The sequence below is a fragment of the Haladaptatus sp. HS23 genome (assembly GCF_056892285.1).
Genome location: NZ_JBXGLH010000011.1, coordinates 1 through 15,077, shown reverse-complemented (window position 1 = coordinate 15,077; position 15,077 = coordinate 1). Strand labels below are relative to the sequence as shown.

The window sequence follows — 15,077 nt, the reverse complement described above, 5'->3', positions numbered from 1 at the left end:
TATTCTCTTTATCACCTCGATTGCACTTCAATTGGTGGGTGATTTTGAAGACACAGGTTCTATTGTCCCGCGTGCTTTCACCCAAGTGAGATATATAAAACGGAAGAGGACACTGTCATATCGAGATTTCTCCGTGAAACTGTGTTAATTTGTTGTCTGTTTACCACTCCATACCACCGTTGATTCCGAGGATTTGTCCGGTCATGTATGATGACTCCTTGCTCGCCAGGAACCGAACAACACCAGAGACGTCTTCGACATCTGCAAATCGATTGAGTGGAATTCGATTACGGATCTTGTTCTGTATCTCCTCGTCGACATCTGCGAGCATATCCGTCTTCGTGAATCCCGGTGCCACACAGTTAACAGTCGAGTCCGAGTTTGCTAATTCGAGAGCAAGTGTTCGGGTAAAGCCAAAGATTCCGCTTTTCGTAGTCGCGTAGTTTGCCTGCCCATAGTTGCCTTGCTGTCCAACGACGCTAGAAATGTTGATGAGTCGTCCCTGTGGCGATTCCTTGATATCGTCGTAGAAGGCTTTCGTGGAATTAAAAACGCCGCCGAGGTTGACATCGATGACGCGATCCCATTCCTCACGCGTCATATTCTTGAATGTTCGATCCACGGTGACACCCGCATTGTTCACTAGCACATCAGTAGGACCAAACGTGTCACGGACGCGTTCCGCCATCTCGTCGACTTCTTCCCTATTGGTCACGTCTGCCTGTATGGGAATTGCACTACTTCCTTCGGCTTCGATCTCCTCTGCAACTTCAATTGCCTCGCTTTCGGAAGATCGGTAGTTCACAACGACATTTGCACCGTGGTAACCGAGATCTTTTGCGATTTCCGCCCCGATTCCTCGTGAAGCACCGGTGATGACGCACGTTTTTCCGCTCAGGTATTCCGTTTCGCTCAAGTATTCTGTCATTATGTGACAATCTCGTTGATATCGCTATTTGAAAATTCAGACGGTACTTCTGCCTCTTTTGGAATCTTTGAAATGTTAGTGATTGGGTTGACTACGACCTCATGCATAAAAATTATCCACCAATTGGTTACCATTCCGTTTTTATATATTTTCTATACCGTTGGTAAAAGGCGACAACTGACTCTAAAAACCGGTGCTACAAGCCCTCGAAAAGGACGAGCACACGTATCGAGGCATCGAGTGTCGACAGCGAAGTACGCCGTCGTATATCGATGCGGCACAGAAAGCGTTGATTCGAGCGGTGGATGCGTACTGTGATCCAGAGGCGGTTTGCGAGGAATCCCAATCGTGGATTGATCGGCTTGAGCGTGGAGCGGTCGATCCGAGTAAGTTGGTGATCACGAATCGGGTTTCGAAGAAGCGTGAGGACTACACGCAATCGACACGGAGTGTGGCGGCATTAGAGCGGTGCAGTTGGCGAGTGAGTAGCCGTGTGAGTACGATACTGAATTTTATCGGGAGTTGTTGGTTCGTGCTGCGGCGAGTGTCTTGTCATCGCTTGGGTGGCGTGAGTCGAATATTGAGGGGGAATTGTGGCAGTATACCGAGTTTAGTTTGGCATCGTTCGATTCAATCTGATGTAAAGGATATATGCAAACGTACCTGCAGCCTGCTCATGCCGTGAATAAATGTATGTGGAAAAGGAATCACGCTGTGTCTATGTCAACTGTCTCTGGTAAAGGCTCAACGCGAAACACATAGCCTGCATAGACGCCATCAAGATTCGTGGGACTTTCTTCAGCAGTATGTCTTTGACAAAGGTTGGCCGCTGCCTCAACGGCCCCGTGACCCGTTTCTTCTTGATAGCGTTCAAGAACGACAAATTTCGCTGGCTCGTCGCACTCACGACGGTGACAGGTCGGGGGTGAGTCCGAATTTTCTTCTCTCTCGTATTGAGTCTCACTTGCTTCGCCCAGTTCGCCACGTGGTTCCGTTTCGTCGATTCGTTCACGTGCCTGTTCAATTTCCCACGCTCGCTGGCGGTTCTCTTCGTCACGGGCTTGCTTGTTTCGGCTCTTTTTGTCGTCCGCCATATCGTATATAGGTGAATGAGGGGGATAACGCTGTGGTCGCCACTCGGAACTTTGTTAACGGCCAATATGGTCTCCTTTTCTCACTCAGTCTGTTCGCGACCGAATGGTCTCCATCAAATGCGGCAGCCGGGTGGCGAACAGTAGCGTCCCTTACGACGACAGAGAGAGATTTGCAATCAGCTGAAGCCGTTCGAATCACCGACTGGTGGAGCCGAAATCGAAGGCAGCAAAATAATCGTTCAGTCCTCGAATGCTTCGTTGTGTTGATCGTAGTGGATAGTCAGCGTTCCTGGGGTGTCACGGATGGCCTCGAACTTTTCGAGCATCTCGCTCGAACTGGCTTCGTTTCCATCTATCTCTCGTGTTTCTTCCCGTAACGCGTCATAAACCCGTTCCACAAGGAGCCTGATTACTTCTGCGTCGGATTTAGAACCGATTTCGAAGACGGCCTCGTAATGGGTCATGTAACTAGTTGGTGCTCCACTGGGAAAACCCAGACCCTACAATCGCTGACAAGGAAGGCTCTCCCGAGTATCGCCTTCTCGTAGGATCGAGACATCGGAAATGCTGGACAAACGTTAATTGGTGTCCCACTCCTCTAGATCGCATGGCCGAATTCCCGGACGAGAGACAGCTCGTACTGAGAGCACGCTCCCGATTGGAACGATGGACGAACAATGCCCGGACACAAGCATACAGTGAATTGTTCGAAGGCGATGCTCCACTCCTTACTCCCGAGGAGTTGCAACGGCTCGATGCGCTCGACTCCGTGATGGAACGGCACGGTGGCGATGGCGTGTGGGGCACAGATCAGTACGGAATCCACACAGCGGGGACCCCAAGTTCGGACAGTTCGATCGGAATTGTCTGTGTATATCATCCCCAAATTACCAATGATTCCGTGCTTCAGGGGGACGATGGTATCGATGACGAGACCGAGGAGAAATTCAATGCAGCGCTCTGGCAATATAGCGAACGTGTTGCGACACTCATCGAAGGACGACTCGATGAGTTCATCCGCCAAACGCAGAGTTAGATCTGTGTTCGATTCCGTTTCCCGGACTTCGTCGGTTCATCGACGACTGGAATGGCCTTCCCAGCCAACGTCGCCATAAACGAGACGAGAAACAACGACAATCAGCACGACAACGCTTGTCCTCCCGAGGAACAGGTCACCAGATTCACTCCCGTTCGTTAGCAAGCGAATTGTCCCCTTCGGAACGGTTGGTCTCCGTGTACAGGAAGTGAAGGACGTTACGTGCCGAGCCACCAGCCGTACAGTTGCTCTTGCTCCTCGGTGTCTGGATGCTTCTTCGATCGGCCGTAGGTCTTGCCTTTGAGAAGTTGACGTTCGACCGCGTTCGCGGCGAGACGAAGTGCGTGCGTGGCGCCGTAGCCCTTCCCTTTGGCAGTGAAGTAGCCACGGTCGGTGACCAGGCGAATCCGTGCTAGCACCAGTGGCACCCCTCGGCTCTTCTCTTTGTGCTCGTGCAGTTCGATACTGGCCTTGATCACGTTCATCTCACCATACTTCGAGGTCACGCTGTCGATCAACGCGGAAACGTCGTCATAGTCCATCTCATCGAGCAAATCGAGCCCGAACACCTGCACGGGGCGCCGTTCTTCTTGTTCCCAAGTGAGCGCCTCAATGACATCCGTCTTCGTGATGATTCCGACCGGCTCGTCCGTCTCATTAGCCGTGACGACTAGTGAGGAAACTTCCCGATCGAACATCGCTTCGACCACCGCATCGAGCGGTGTGCCTCGCTGAACCGTTGCAACTGCATCGGACATTAAGTTCCGAACCGGCAGATCGAGCATCCGATCGGAAGTACCGTCACGCTCACCGAAGCCGCCGCGACCACTAAACTCGTCCGACGAGCCACCCTGGCTCTTGTTCCCCCCGCGTGTCGTAAATTCGATGACATCGTACAGACTCAATATGCCGACGAGTTCGTCATTGTCAATGACTGGGAGGTGTGCGATACGTCCCTCTCGGAGCGTGTTGAGGGCTTTCCCGAGCGTGGTCGTTGGGGATACACTGATGAGCTTTGTCGTGTACGCGTCATCGACGCTCACTGCGTCGAGAAACGGACTCACAGCCTCCAGAACGGCATCTGCAGTCACCACACCAACGACGCGATCGTTGTCCAATACCGGGAGCGTTTTGGCGTTACTCCCGATCATGAGTCGTGCGACCTCTCGAACGTCCTCGGTTCGGTCGACGGTTGGGACGTGTTGCACCCGTGAGCTAACCTTCGCCGAGGGTTGATTGGACGACGAAGCCAGTTGTCGGCGACTGACGACGCCGCGATACTCGTCACCGTCCGTAACGATGACGGCGTTGAGTTCCTGATTCTCGAACGCACCGGCGACCTTCGAAAGGGGTGCCCCGATGTCGAATTCAGTGAACTTTGTTGAAACTATATCAGAGATATTCATTTTGTACTCGTTACCAAAAGGGCCGTGGACGGTTATGCTTGCCTCACTTTCTGGTGACACGATGCCGCTGATTTGTAGCGCCACTCGTTCGGGATTCCTTGTAGGTCACGCCGGGGACACGTTCGGCCATCTCCTCCATCACACGATACCCGTCGTTCGTGTACACACAGCCATAGTGCGTTGCGACTCCCGATAGTCCAGTCGTGCAACCATCACATCGTCTGTCTGTACAACGTTTTTTGCGTGCTCGTGAACATCGAGGCACTTGTCCTCGACCTGCTGACTCTTGGCACGCTTCCCGCGGAAGTTGACGAGTTCGGTGTTCTGTTCCGAGCGTTGCTGGTTCGAAGCTCTGTAAAATCACTCGCTCGTGTCATTGACGCTGTCGTGTCCGGCAGAAGATACGGGCACATGTTGTGCCCGCCGTTCACTCTGACTAGCGGAGTGGTCTGAATGCGGCTTGGATCTCGGACGCGAACAGCTCTGGTACTTCCCATGCCGCAAAGTGCCCGCCCTCGTCGAGCTCGTTGTAATAGATGAGGTCGTGATAGGCTTGCTCCGTCCAGCTCCGCGGGGCTGGATGAATCTCGTCAGGAAAGATGCTCACGGCAGCCGGGATGGAGACGTCGACAGCATCATAGAAGCGGCCTTCTCCTTCGTATAACACTTCCCAATAGAGACGGGCCGAAGAAACCGCCGTGTTCGTCAGCCAGTAGAGCGTGATGTTGTCGAGGATGTCGTCTCGTGTGATGTCGCCAAACGGTTGCCCGTCGAAGAGACCTGCGATTCGTTCGTAACTGCGGATGTCGTGGTCGAGAATCCACGCTGCCAGGCCGATAGGAGAATCCGCCAATCCAGACAACGTTTGCGGATGCGTCCCCATCTCGATTGCATATCCTATGTCCTCCGTAAAGAATTCGCTCAGCCGCTCGTACGCACGGGTTTCGTCGTCTGAGAGATCGGATGGCACCGGCTCGCCGCGCTGAAGCGCATCGCCGACGTCGGATGGAACAGTGGACGGCATGTTGGAGTGAATGCCGAGCAATTCCGGCGGCTCCTGGATAGCCATCACGTCGCAGATAATCGCGCCCCAATCGCCGCCTTGTGCCACGAACTCCGTGTATCCCAGGCGCTTCATCAGCTCGACCCAGGCACGTGCGATGCGGGCGGGGTCCCAGCCGGTCGTGGTCGGCTTGCCTGAATACCCGTAGCCCGGCATCGACGGAATCACCAGATGAAACGCGTCCGATGCGCTCCCCCCATGTGCCGTGGGATCGGTCAGTGGGTCGATAATCTTCAGCTGCTCGATTATCGAGCCGGGCCATCCGTGCGTCACGATGAGCGGCAATGCCTCTTCGTGTTCTGAACGAACATGGATGAAGTGAATGTCCAGTCCGTCGATCTCGGTCGTGAATTGCGGGAGGTCGTTCAGTTTTTCCTCGCACGTGCGCCAATCGTATTCTATCTCCCAATAGCGTGCGAGTTCTTGAAGCGTAGCGAGCTGGACGCCTTGCGATCGATCTGTGACCGTTTCCTCGTCGGGCCACCGTGTAGCAGCGACGCGCCGGCGGAGGTCGTCAAGTGCCTCTCGTGGAATGTCGATGCTGAAGGGTTTTGCTTCGATTTTAGTGGACATGGGTCTTACTCCTTGAATTGGTGGATTTAGCGGCAGAAAGAACGAACCATCTCGGCCCCGGCCGAACGTTGGTGTTTCCTAACTACCACCGCATCTCTGTTATCTTCCTCGCATGAGGGGAGGCGACGTGTGGACGAGTCGATGCCACCGCGGACTGGAAGAGTAGCCCTCGGGGATTCGTGATGAAATTGATTGGTTTAGTGTGATAGTAACAGTCTTTTAGTTATCCGACTTCCCCCTCCCCCACAAAAGTAAAGACGCTATGCAGAGCTATAGATGTTGGTGAAATATAAATTTCAAATATATTATGATGTGACGGGGGAGTTGGAGTGGAAAGTGACCCACAGATCATATCCGCCGTCAGTACTGGGTCGTTCCAGCCTATTTTGAACTCTTTTCTATCGATACTTACTGCTAAATTTGTTCTCTACCGTGAGGCGGTTGTGTTACGCCTATCCATGAGAGGGCGTGTGGATCGGAAGTGATGGCGCTAGATCCACGTGGGAGCCCATTCAGGGTGTCAGAGGCAAACGTGCCACAACTGGTCCTTTGAGGGGTCGGTAAATGCTTTGTTCTACTGTTCGAAAATAAGACAGTCGGATTGGCGACCACATATGTGGTATTCACTAGCAACGGGAGAATTCTCCAATGAGACGTCTACAATAAATATCGAAGGCACGCTCGCTACCGCCTACACGGTGAGCGTCTCGAGTTGGTCGTCGCCGATGGTCTGGTCGAGAAGAATCTGTCCCGTTCCACGCATCGCCGTGCTCACAAGGTCCGTCACGTCGGCGTCCTCGTCGTCGAACCCCTCCCGGAACTCGATGTACTGTGCGACCGTGTAGAGGGTGACACCGGTCTTGTACACCCGTTTCACGTACTCCTTTCCCGCGTCCGTCAACATGTGGTTCGTCAAGAACTGCTGAAGTGGAGCGGCGTCCATGTTGATGTGGACATCTATCTCCTCGGTGGAGTCCATCACCTGCACGACGGTGTCCTCGTCGAACGCACGGTCGTAGGCGTCCCAGTCCTCTTCGTGGACGGGATGCGTGGTCGGTAAGATCATCTCGCCCTCTGTTGCCCCGTTCGTATGTGGGTTCGTCGTGCGCGTTCGGTCGTCGAGCAGCGGCTCGGTGTACTCGAGCGTGAAGGACTGTTCGAGCGTTGTTCCGCCGTCCCTACCGGCGGGACCGACCTCGACGTAGACCGGGAGGCGTTGTCCGGACGACGCGTTCTCGGTGGGTTTCAGTGTAATCGCGAGGACACTGTTCAACACCCGCACGGATTTGACCACATCATTCGGAGTGACGTCGACCGATCCCGGATCGCTGCTTCGTGTCAGGTAATCGTTCGGGGCGTCGAGGACGAATCGTTGCCGAGCATACGCGTTTGAAGACATTTCCTTTACGTATTCGAGAGTCGTGTCCGTTTCGGCGTCGCTCCCGTCCCCCATGTCAGTGGCGGACGTACTCCGATCTGGATTCCAAACGTCGTAGTCATCCGGACCGTGATAGGTCTGGATGAGTTCGAGCTTGCTCGGATATCGGTCGCGCGAATCGATGGCCGAGTTCGCATCGTGCATAGACGGTCGTTCCAATCGGTCGCCAGTGGCGAAGTAGCGTTGTAACGCCGGATTCCGTTCGAGAATCGTCATTAGGACATCTTCGACGAGTTCGTCGGTGTCGTCCGTCGGTAGTTGTTGGCGACGACGCCGTTCTTCGTCGACGAGGACGTCGTTCGTCTCGAGAAGCGATTCGAGTTCGCGCTTCAGCGTGCGTGCGCTCTGACTGTTCCGCAGGCGGTCGCGCGACGCGGGGAAGAGATCGACGACGCTCGAATCGTCGAGGTCGGAGAAATCGACGAACACGAGCACGTCGCGGGCGACGTGCGGGAGACTGCATCGATTCCGAATGAACGTCCGGCCCTGGTCGCCATGCGTTTGCCCGTTGATGACGAAAAAGAGGGCTTGGTCGCGGTGTTTCTCGCCGCCGACGAAGTGTCTGCTCTTTGCCGTAACAGAGTCATACCCGCGTTCGTGCGCAAAGCTACTGTCGGCTTCGAGTCCTTCGAGCGTCGCGTCGTCCTCGAAGAGAACGATGCGGACGTCGCGGGTGTCGAGCGTCGTGTCCTCGAAGTTGTAGGTGATGGTCTGATCAGATGCGACTAACTCGTCGTACCGGTCGAGCGTGGCGAACAACCCATTCGTCGTCGTCACGTCCGATTGGCCGTCACCTCGTGTGTCCACAAGTGTGAGCGGGACGGGCGTGTCGAGGAGATACCGTTCGAGTCGGTAGCGAAACGATGTCGTGAACCGTGTTTTCGCCTCAACGGTGAACTCGAACAGTTTGACGATCGAACCGGTAACCTGACCGTTTACCGTCCCCAAGAACGTCGGTACGTCGCCATCGAGCGTGAAATACTCGTAGCGATCCTTCGTCCTGTTTTTTCGAACGAGCGTCCAACTCCACTCCTTGGGGCGATCGATGCATGCAGAGAGGACTAGTTTGTAGCCCCGCTCGCCGCAGAACGGTAACACGCCGGAGCTTCCCATCCCGTACTTGCCCTGAAGAAATCCGTACTGCTGTTTGGTCTTTCCCGGCTGGAGGAATCCGAGGAATGTCTCTTCGAATCGTTCCGGCAGCTGGCCACAGCCGGTATCGGAGAGCGTCAACGACAGCGACTTTTCTCCCGTGCCGTCGGCCGCGAGACGTATCTCCTCGACATCGGGGTCGATGAGCGTGTCGGCGGCCGCGTCGAGTGTCCCAAATTCGTCGCCGGTGTACTCGTCACCAACGTGCTCGTGGTAGTTTTTCAGCAGGATGGCGTCGGTACTGTTGACGATGAGTTCCGTCAATGCGGCCATCGGATCGGCCTGCTGGTTCTCGACGATGCCGTAGTTGTTCTCGATACCGCCGAGTGGTTTCCACACGGCAGCTTCGAAACGACCATCGGAGAGCGCAGCCGTAACGTCGGCCTCCGTTTCTGCCGTTAGGAACTGTGCAGCGTCCTCTTGTGTGGTGTTAAACTGAATTGACATGGTCTGGTGCAGCAGGTGTCTTTCGTGATGCTGCAGGTGTGTTGCTCGTATCGTATCTGGTGAATGTGCGGAATGGCTCGTGTCCACCGACTATCGCTTCGTCCCCTATCACGTCCGTAGATTCCTTGTTCTCTATACACGAATGCCATCATACCCGATTGGCCAAATCTCACGATATTGTTTCTCCTCCGGTGACGTCTTGTCGGCAGTGTGCGAACTTCGTTGCTCTGCTTCGTCGCCCGTGAGCGGTAGTACGATGGGGTTACTGCGCTATTATCTCGCCGCTGCTTCTGAGGGATGCTCGACGAGGATGATCCCGTTCCCATAGAGATCAGTTGCGATAGCTTCGATTCCGTAGGGTTGTTCTGTCGGCTCAGATGTGAATTTAACACCGCGTTCACGCAGCGTTTCATACGTGGCTTGGCAATCATCCACAGTAAAGGCGAGTGCCGGTTGCTCCCCAATCATTGTGGAGCGACGGTCAGCTTCCTCGCCTTCGAACCAGTCAAGCGGTTCGAGGACGATTTCCACGGTATCATCCTGTTCAGCTGCGACAGTAACCCAACGCTGGTCATCGGGTCCAAACATCTCGTCTGCTGTCTTCTTCAGGCCGAGCTTCTCGGTGTAAAAGTTCAGTGCTTCGTCTTGATCATCAACAATGCGGGTTGTGAGCCGGAGCTTTTCAATCATGGTTTCCTCCGTCTCTATAGATGCCGTTCGGGAGGAAATACGCTCGCCTAGTGGACCGAAAGTGACCATCTGTACCTCGTCATCGACGCCAAGCCCACAGACTCGTTGACGTCACCGACCAGAGCCACAGACGCCCTCAGACCATCAGTACACCGTCTCCATCGACGACGTGACCAACGAACTGATGGCCTGCACGTGTCCGCACCACGTCCACCGCGATGCCTTCTGCAAACACATGACCGCCCTCGAAAACACAACCGACGACGGAACGCTTGAGGCGTTCCCATCGGGAGTCAACGACGACGAGACCGAATCCGAAGACTGTGACTTCGACGGCCTCGGTGGCTTCCCGTGCTGGCCGTGCGTGAAAACGGGCCGGACGGAACTGTCGAACTAACCACCGCCTCCGTTCTTTCCCTATCACATCGACTGACAACCTCGAATTTCACCAACCAACGAACACCCGTGGTGACCGTTACGGTGGATTCCAAGCAGTATTGAGCTCTGCAACACTCTCAGTCTCATAAGCCCGACGCCACAGTTTCAACACAGCTCGAGTAACAAGGCGTGGTTCCTCGACCTCTATGCATGACTGAATTGCCGTTTGCGAGTCTGCCTCGGGTGGTTCGTGGAAATGCTTTTCGGGGGAGTGGTTGTTGGGATGGCGATCGAATCGCCAGTTCACATCGGCATCATCCACGTAGTGGAATCGGTATGCACCGGATGTGTACCATGTAATATCGAATCGACACCACGTAGCGTCTCCAATTCCATCAGCGAACGTAACATGGTGTTCCTTTGGTGAAAGAACATTATCGAACACGGCATCCTGGACAACGGGTTCTTCGTTGAGAAAAATATCCCGTATCGCCTGCATTTCAGCAGCATCAGGCGGCCCGACAGCACCAGTGAGCTCGTCAGATGAAACCCCGGCAGATGAATCGCCTACCATCTCTCAGACGAGTGTTCCAGAATCGGTTCCATGGGCGAATGCCCCACGAGACCCGTTACCCTTGGTTTCCTCAGTACGATCACTACTATCGGGGGTGAAATCATAGAGTGCAAGTGCTGCCTGTGCAACCTGAAGGTTCTTCTCGAGTGCTCGCCACTCCGAAACGGCAGTCCACTCGTCAGTTTCTGCGGACTCTATTTGGAGTGCAAGATCATCGGGAGTCGTTGCACCATATTCGTCTTGATACGCCTGTACTTGCGCTCGGAGGTCCTGAATACCATTTGCAAGCTCTTCCCGTGAGAGTTGGGTATGCAACTCGCTAATGCGTTGCATCGCGACGGTTTGTCGCGAACGTTTGTATTGTTCTCCGCGCCCTGTACTCACAGTCTGGGCAATACCTGCTTCGACGAGGATTTGAAGATGTTTTCGAGCAGTTGGTTCGCTAACACGGGCACGCTCGGCGAGTTCTTTGGCGTACTGTGGGTTAGTCGTCGAGAGAAGTACCTCTCGGACCCGTTCGAATGGTGTTGTCTCCGCTTGCCATTCCTCAATGACCGCTTCATTGACGTCCCCTTCCCATAGTGGATCTGAATCGGGCATTACACTCTCTCTACGAACCATAGACAAATATAGATTTTCCCAAGGAGTCATATTTTCTTCACTGGTGGCGTTCGGAACACCAGTCTCTCACAAGTAGACCAAGTTTACTATCGCCTAAAATCATAAACGGTAGTAAAAATGGTCAAGTCAATGCCTTCGAAGGCACAAATCTACTGCTTCAGCGATTACTGATTCTGCCGCCAATCTCTTCGCTCGATGTCTATTAGAGAGTTTGGTGGATATAACAGGCAGAGACGTTAACCATGTCGGCTCGCTCTGCGCTAGAGTATGTCACACTCTACTCGTCGAATCGAACGCGACGACGAGGTGGAAGAGAATACCGAGAAACACAACCGTGTCCAAATCTGTTCCGAGTGTCACTCAAATACGTTAATTACGAGCGCCGATGGGAGGGAACTCGTTTGTGAGACTTGCGGATTAGTTGTCGAGGAACACACTATCGACCATGGTCCAGAATGGCGAGCGTTCACCCATCAGGCTCGCCAACGGAAGGCTCGTGTTGGTGCACCAACTACGCAGACAAAGCACGATAGGGGCCTAACGACAACGATAGGCTGGAAAGACAAGGACGCATCTGGCCACGCTTTATCGGCCGAGAAACGCAAACAGATGAATCGGCTACGGACGTGGCAAGAGCGCATCCGAACGAACAATGCCAACGAGCGCAACCTCCAGTTCGCGCTCGGAGAAATCGACCGAATGGCAAGCGCATTGGGCATCCCGCGTTCGGTTCGGGAAATCGCCTGCGTACTCTATCGCCGTGCACTCGATGAAGATCTGATTAAAGGCCGATCAATCGAGGGTGTTGCAACCAGTTGTTTGTATGCAGCGTGCCGGAGTGAACAGATTCCTCGTAGTCTGGAAGAAGTATCGGCCGTGTCGCGTGTAGAACGAACGGAAATCGGCCGCGCATATCGGTATATCGCATGGGAGCTTGGACTCGAAATTGAACCAACCAATCCACATCAGTACGTTCCGCGTTTGTGTTCAGAACTCAGTTGTTGTAACGAGATCGAAGAGAAAGCCAATGAAATCATAGACGCCGCAATCGATCAGGGACTACTATCAGGTAGATCACCCGTTGGCGTTGCCGCAGCAGCAATTTATGGTGCCACGGTTCTTTGTCAGGGAGAACACACCCAAGCTGAAATTGCCGACGTCGCCAACGTTTCTCAAATGACCATCCGGAAGCGGTATCAAGAGCAGATGAACGCACTCAATAGATGAAATTAATTTTCGGTATACTCGTGAGATACGCATCTACTTCTAGTGGGGGCTTTGAATTCAACCACATCTACGACAATCAAGGGAATCGACCTTTTCGTGTATTTCTACCGCATAGTACTGGTTCACATTCATCACCTACGAAGAATCAAAGCTATCTCTGTCGGTGGAAACAGTGGATATGATTTCTCTGGTCACAGGAACGCCACATATCCACAGTTTCGACAGTAAAGCCTGTCACGTTCATGGATGAGCACTCCATCGTCACACCCTGCACATTTCCCTTCGATGGTCCCGTCGATAGCTGATTCTGTCCGTGATTTGTATATCACCCGTTCCAACGCGGCGATGCGGCGGTGTTGAGCATCAAGTTGATTCTGCAAGCGTTTTAGGTCGCGTGGCTGATGTGCTAGCGGACCACGTCGCCGTCTCCGCTGACAATACGGCATGATTAATCATACTGCATCCGCCCGCATGGTTGTTGTGTGTGCTCTCGCAAGGACCACTCATCCTCCGAAAAGAGGTGATGACCCTTTAGTCGAAAATTAGGCGCTAAGAGGTGGTAGCTTCGGACCACCACTCACACCGACTCGTTCTGATAGGGACTTTGAATCCTGCTGTTCAATTATCACCTGGTTACGACGACACGGAAATAGTGTACTCGCCGGTTTTCTCGGTAGGTAGTCCTTCTTGTATGGTCGACTCCGTTTACAGAACTAAGGCAAGTGCTCGATACAGTATAAATCCCGTGACCCCTGCACCAATGAGCGTGAGCAGCCAAATTGCGACTGTATAACTCGTTTTTCGGACGGAGATACTTTCCGTCCCTTCAGTTAGGCCACTTCCAATGATACTCCAGAGGATAATATTGTTGAACGAGATCGGATAGCCGAGAATTATCGCGGTTTGAGCGATGAGAAACGCCGGAATCAGCGCTGCAATCGATCGTAGAACCCCAAGCGACGAGTAATCACGTGCGACTGCTTGGAGAATTCGTGGCGATCCCATCCATGCTCCTAATAGAATCCCAATTGCTCCGACCGATAGCAAAATCGTCCCTGGAAGATGCAACTGCGATTCAAACAGGGGTTCCAATGGACCGGTCGCTAGGCCGACTTGACTGCCACCGCTCGAAAAGGCGACTAAACTCCCGAGACCAATCAAAAAGAGCCGAACTCCACGGTCGACCGAACGATTGAGTGTTCGTCGAAGTAACCCGGCAGCGAATAGACCCAGAATCAAACTCGTAGACGCCATCACGAGATCATACGCCCCAATTATCGTCGGGCCAGTCGTCCTCAACGAGTTAGAGACGTAACTCGCGATGGTTCCCTGTGCGGTACCGGGGGTAGGAATCAGTGCCGAGGGCATATTCGCAACGATGATACCGACGATCCCACCGAGGATCGGGAGCGTGATTTGTTCGGAAAGACTGGTGCGACGGAGCAAGTAGCCCGTCGTATAGGCGATCGTGATCGACATCACCGGTACTGCTGCCCAGAACGTTACAATCTCACGATAGGTCCCATATGCAGGCTCCCCACCAAGTGCCAGTCCCGCGCCAACGATCGACGCTGTCGTTGCAAACGCAGCGGGAATCGGATATCCTGTCCGAACTCCAAGCGCGATAAAGCCTGCTGCTGTCAGTAGACCTGCAATCGCTGCGAGTGGGGTCAATTGAACGCCCGCTATCAGCCCTTCTCCCACCGTTTTCGAAATATTGCCACCTTGTGTGATCGCTCCTAAAGCAGCAAGTAGTCCTAGAAGAAATGCAGCGCGCATCGTCGATAGGGCATTTGCACCAACCGCTGGTGCAAAGGGGGGGTGAATTACTACTCGCGCCTAGTGCCCACGCCATCGCTAAACTCGTAGTGATCGCACCAGCCACGACGATGAATGATGTCAGGATGGCCATCTGCTCTTTGTAATGTTACCTCGTGCCATATTCGGCGTCAATAACAATAGCCCCGCTGCTTGAATGGGCGCCCTGAACCATCATCCATAAATATTTTTTGAGAGATTGTCCTGTGGTATTCGATCGGAAGTTCATGTACCATCGTGCACCGCAACGCCTACTGCTAACACATGGCACTCATCGAGAACGCGACTGACGATGGAACGCTCGATGCCTTCCCGCCCGATAACGGCAACGATGGCGACTCAAAAGATTGTAACTGCGACTGTGAGGGCCTCGGTGGGTTCCCGTGCTGGCCATGCGTGCGAACGGGACGGACAGAACTGCCGAACTAACCACCGCTTCAGCCCTTTTTATCCATGGTGCGCCGATTGACGTTTTCAGATAGTACCGCCCAGCGAACGCTTACGAAGTGTCTGGAGACAGCAATCGACAAATGCGACGTAACTCCGGTGATGAAGATATAGTAGCCGTTAGAAATTTCTGCCCGGATAACGTTGAGTGTTCTAATGGACCATCTTGACGATATTTCCGTCGA

14 protein-coding genes and 1 pseudogene are annotated in these 15,077 nt (G+C 53.7%); 4 read left to right on the top strand and 11 right to left on the bottom strand.

The features are described from left to right. Nucleotides 1–160: 160 nt before the first annotated feature. From AC1XDK_RS23300 to AC1XDK_RS23290, 3 genes are all read right to left on the bottom strand, one after another. On the bottom strand, nt 161–928 hold the full coding sequence (locus AC1XDK_RS23300; protein WP_483352414.1) for a beta-ketoacyl-ACP reductase: 768 nt from the start codon (nt 926–928) through the stop codon (nt 161–163). A 707-nt stretch (nt 929–1,635) separates the two neighbouring features. Beyond that, nucleotides 1,636–2,022 (bottom strand): hypothetical protein, encoded by a 387-nt coding sequence (locus tag AC1XDK_RS23295; protein ID WP_483352412.1) that lies wholly within the window; start codon nt 2,020–2,022, stop codon nt 1,636–1,638. A gap of 239 nt (nt 2,023–2,261) precedes the next feature. Beyond that, the gene (locus AC1XDK_RS23290; protein WP_483352411.1) at nt 2,262–2,486 is read right to left on the bottom strand and encodes a hypothetical protein; all 225 of its coding nucleotides are present in this window, start codon (nt 2,484–2,486) and stop codon (nt 2,262–2,264) included. Nucleotides 2,487–2,629: 143 nt separating this feature from the next. Here AC1XDK_RS23290 and AC1XDK_RS23285 point away from each other — a divergent pair, with 143 nt between their 5' ends. After that, entirely contained in the window at nt 2,630–3,058 is a 429-nt protein-coding gene (locus AC1XDK_RS23285; protein ID WP_483352410.1) for a DUF7539 family protein, read from the top strand. A 218-nt stretch (nt 3,059–3,276) separates the two neighbouring features. On the opposite strand, the gene AC1XDK_RS23280 is transcribed toward AC1XDK_RS23285, so the two are convergent. The 4 genes from AC1XDK_RS23280 to AC1XDK_RS23265 form a co-directional block, all read right to left on the bottom strand. Next, a complete protein-coding gene (locus tag AC1XDK_RS23280) occupies nt 3,277–4,464 on the bottom strand; it encodes a CBS domain-containing protein (RefSeq protein ID WP_483352408.1) in 1,188 nt (395 codons plus the stop codon). Nucleotides 4,465–4,900: 436 nt separating this feature from the next. Continuing rightward, entirely contained in the window at nt 4,901–6,100 is a 1,200-nt protein-coding gene (locus AC1XDK_RS23275) for an epoxide hydrolase family protein (RefSeq protein ID WP_483352407.1), read from the bottom strand. Nucleotides 6,101–6,791: 691 nt separating this feature from the next. Next, entirely contained in the window at nt 6,792–9,137 is a 2,346-nt protein-coding gene (locus AC1XDK_RS23270; RefSeq protein WP_483352406.1) for a hypothetical protein, read from the bottom strand. 273 nt (nt 9,138–9,410) lie between these two features. Then, complete coding sequence (locus AC1XDK_RS23265) at nt 9,411–9,827, bottom strand: VOC family protein (RefSeq protein ID WP_483352405.1); 417 nt, start codon at nt 9,825–9,827, stop codon at nt 9,411–9,413. A gap of 169 nt (nt 9,828–9,996) precedes the next feature. On the opposite strand from AC1XDK_RS23265, the gene AC1XDK_RS23260 reads away from it, so the two are divergent. Continuing rightward, entirely contained in the window at nt 9,997–10,224 is a 228-nt protein-coding gene (locus AC1XDK_RS23260) for an SWIM zinc finger family protein (RefSeq protein ID WP_483352403.1), read from the top strand. A gap of 78 nt (nt 10,225–10,302) precedes the next feature. Here the strand turns inward: AC1XDK_RS23260 and AC1XDK_RS23255 are convergent, their stop codons facing one another. Beyond that, on the bottom strand, nt 10,303–10,779 hold the full coding sequence (locus AC1XDK_RS23255; RefSeq protein ID WP_483352401.1) for a toxin-antitoxin system TumE family protein: 477 nt from the start codon (nt 10,777–10,779) through the stop codon (nt 10,303–10,305). A gap of 3 nt (nt 10,780–10,782) precedes the next feature. Next, nucleotides 10,783–11,379, bottom strand: a complete 597-nt coding sequence (locus tag AC1XDK_RS23250; RefSeq protein ID WP_483352400.1) for a winged helix-turn-helix domain-containing protein — start codon at nt 11,377–11,379, stop codon at nt 10,783–10,785. Nucleotides 11,380–11,667: 288 nt separating this feature from the next. On the opposite strand from AC1XDK_RS23250, the gene AC1XDK_RS23245 reads away from it, so the two are divergent. Then, nucleotides 11,668–12,627, top strand: coding sequence for a transcription initiation factor IIB (locus AC1XDK_RS23245; RefSeq protein WP_483352399.1), 960 nt, complete (start codon nt 11,668–11,670; stop codon nt 12,625–12,627). Nucleotides 12,628–13,332: 705 nt separating this feature from the next. Here AC1XDK_RS23245 and AC1XDK_RS23240 read toward each other — a convergent pair. Next, nucleotides 13,333–14,539, bottom strand: a pseudogene (locus AC1XDK_RS23240) (inorganic phosphate transporter). A 170-nt stretch (nt 14,540–14,709) separates the two neighbouring features. Here AC1XDK_RS23240 and AC1XDK_RS23235 point away from each other — a divergent pair. Next, nucleotides 14,710–14,874 carry a hypothetical protein gene (locus AC1XDK_RS23235; RefSeq protein WP_483352397.1) on the top strand — a complete coding sequence of 55 codons (165 nt, stop codon included), beginning with the start codon at nt 14,710–14,712 and terminating at the stop codon, nt 14,872–14,874. An 8-nt stretch (nt 14,875–14,882) separates the two neighbouring features. On the opposite strand, the gene AC1XDK_RS23230 is transcribed toward AC1XDK_RS23235, so the two are convergent. Next, nucleotides 14,883–15,077 (bottom strand): hypothetical protein (locus tag AC1XDK_RS23230; protein ID WP_483352395.1); only part of this gene is annotated, 195 nt, incomplete at its 5' end.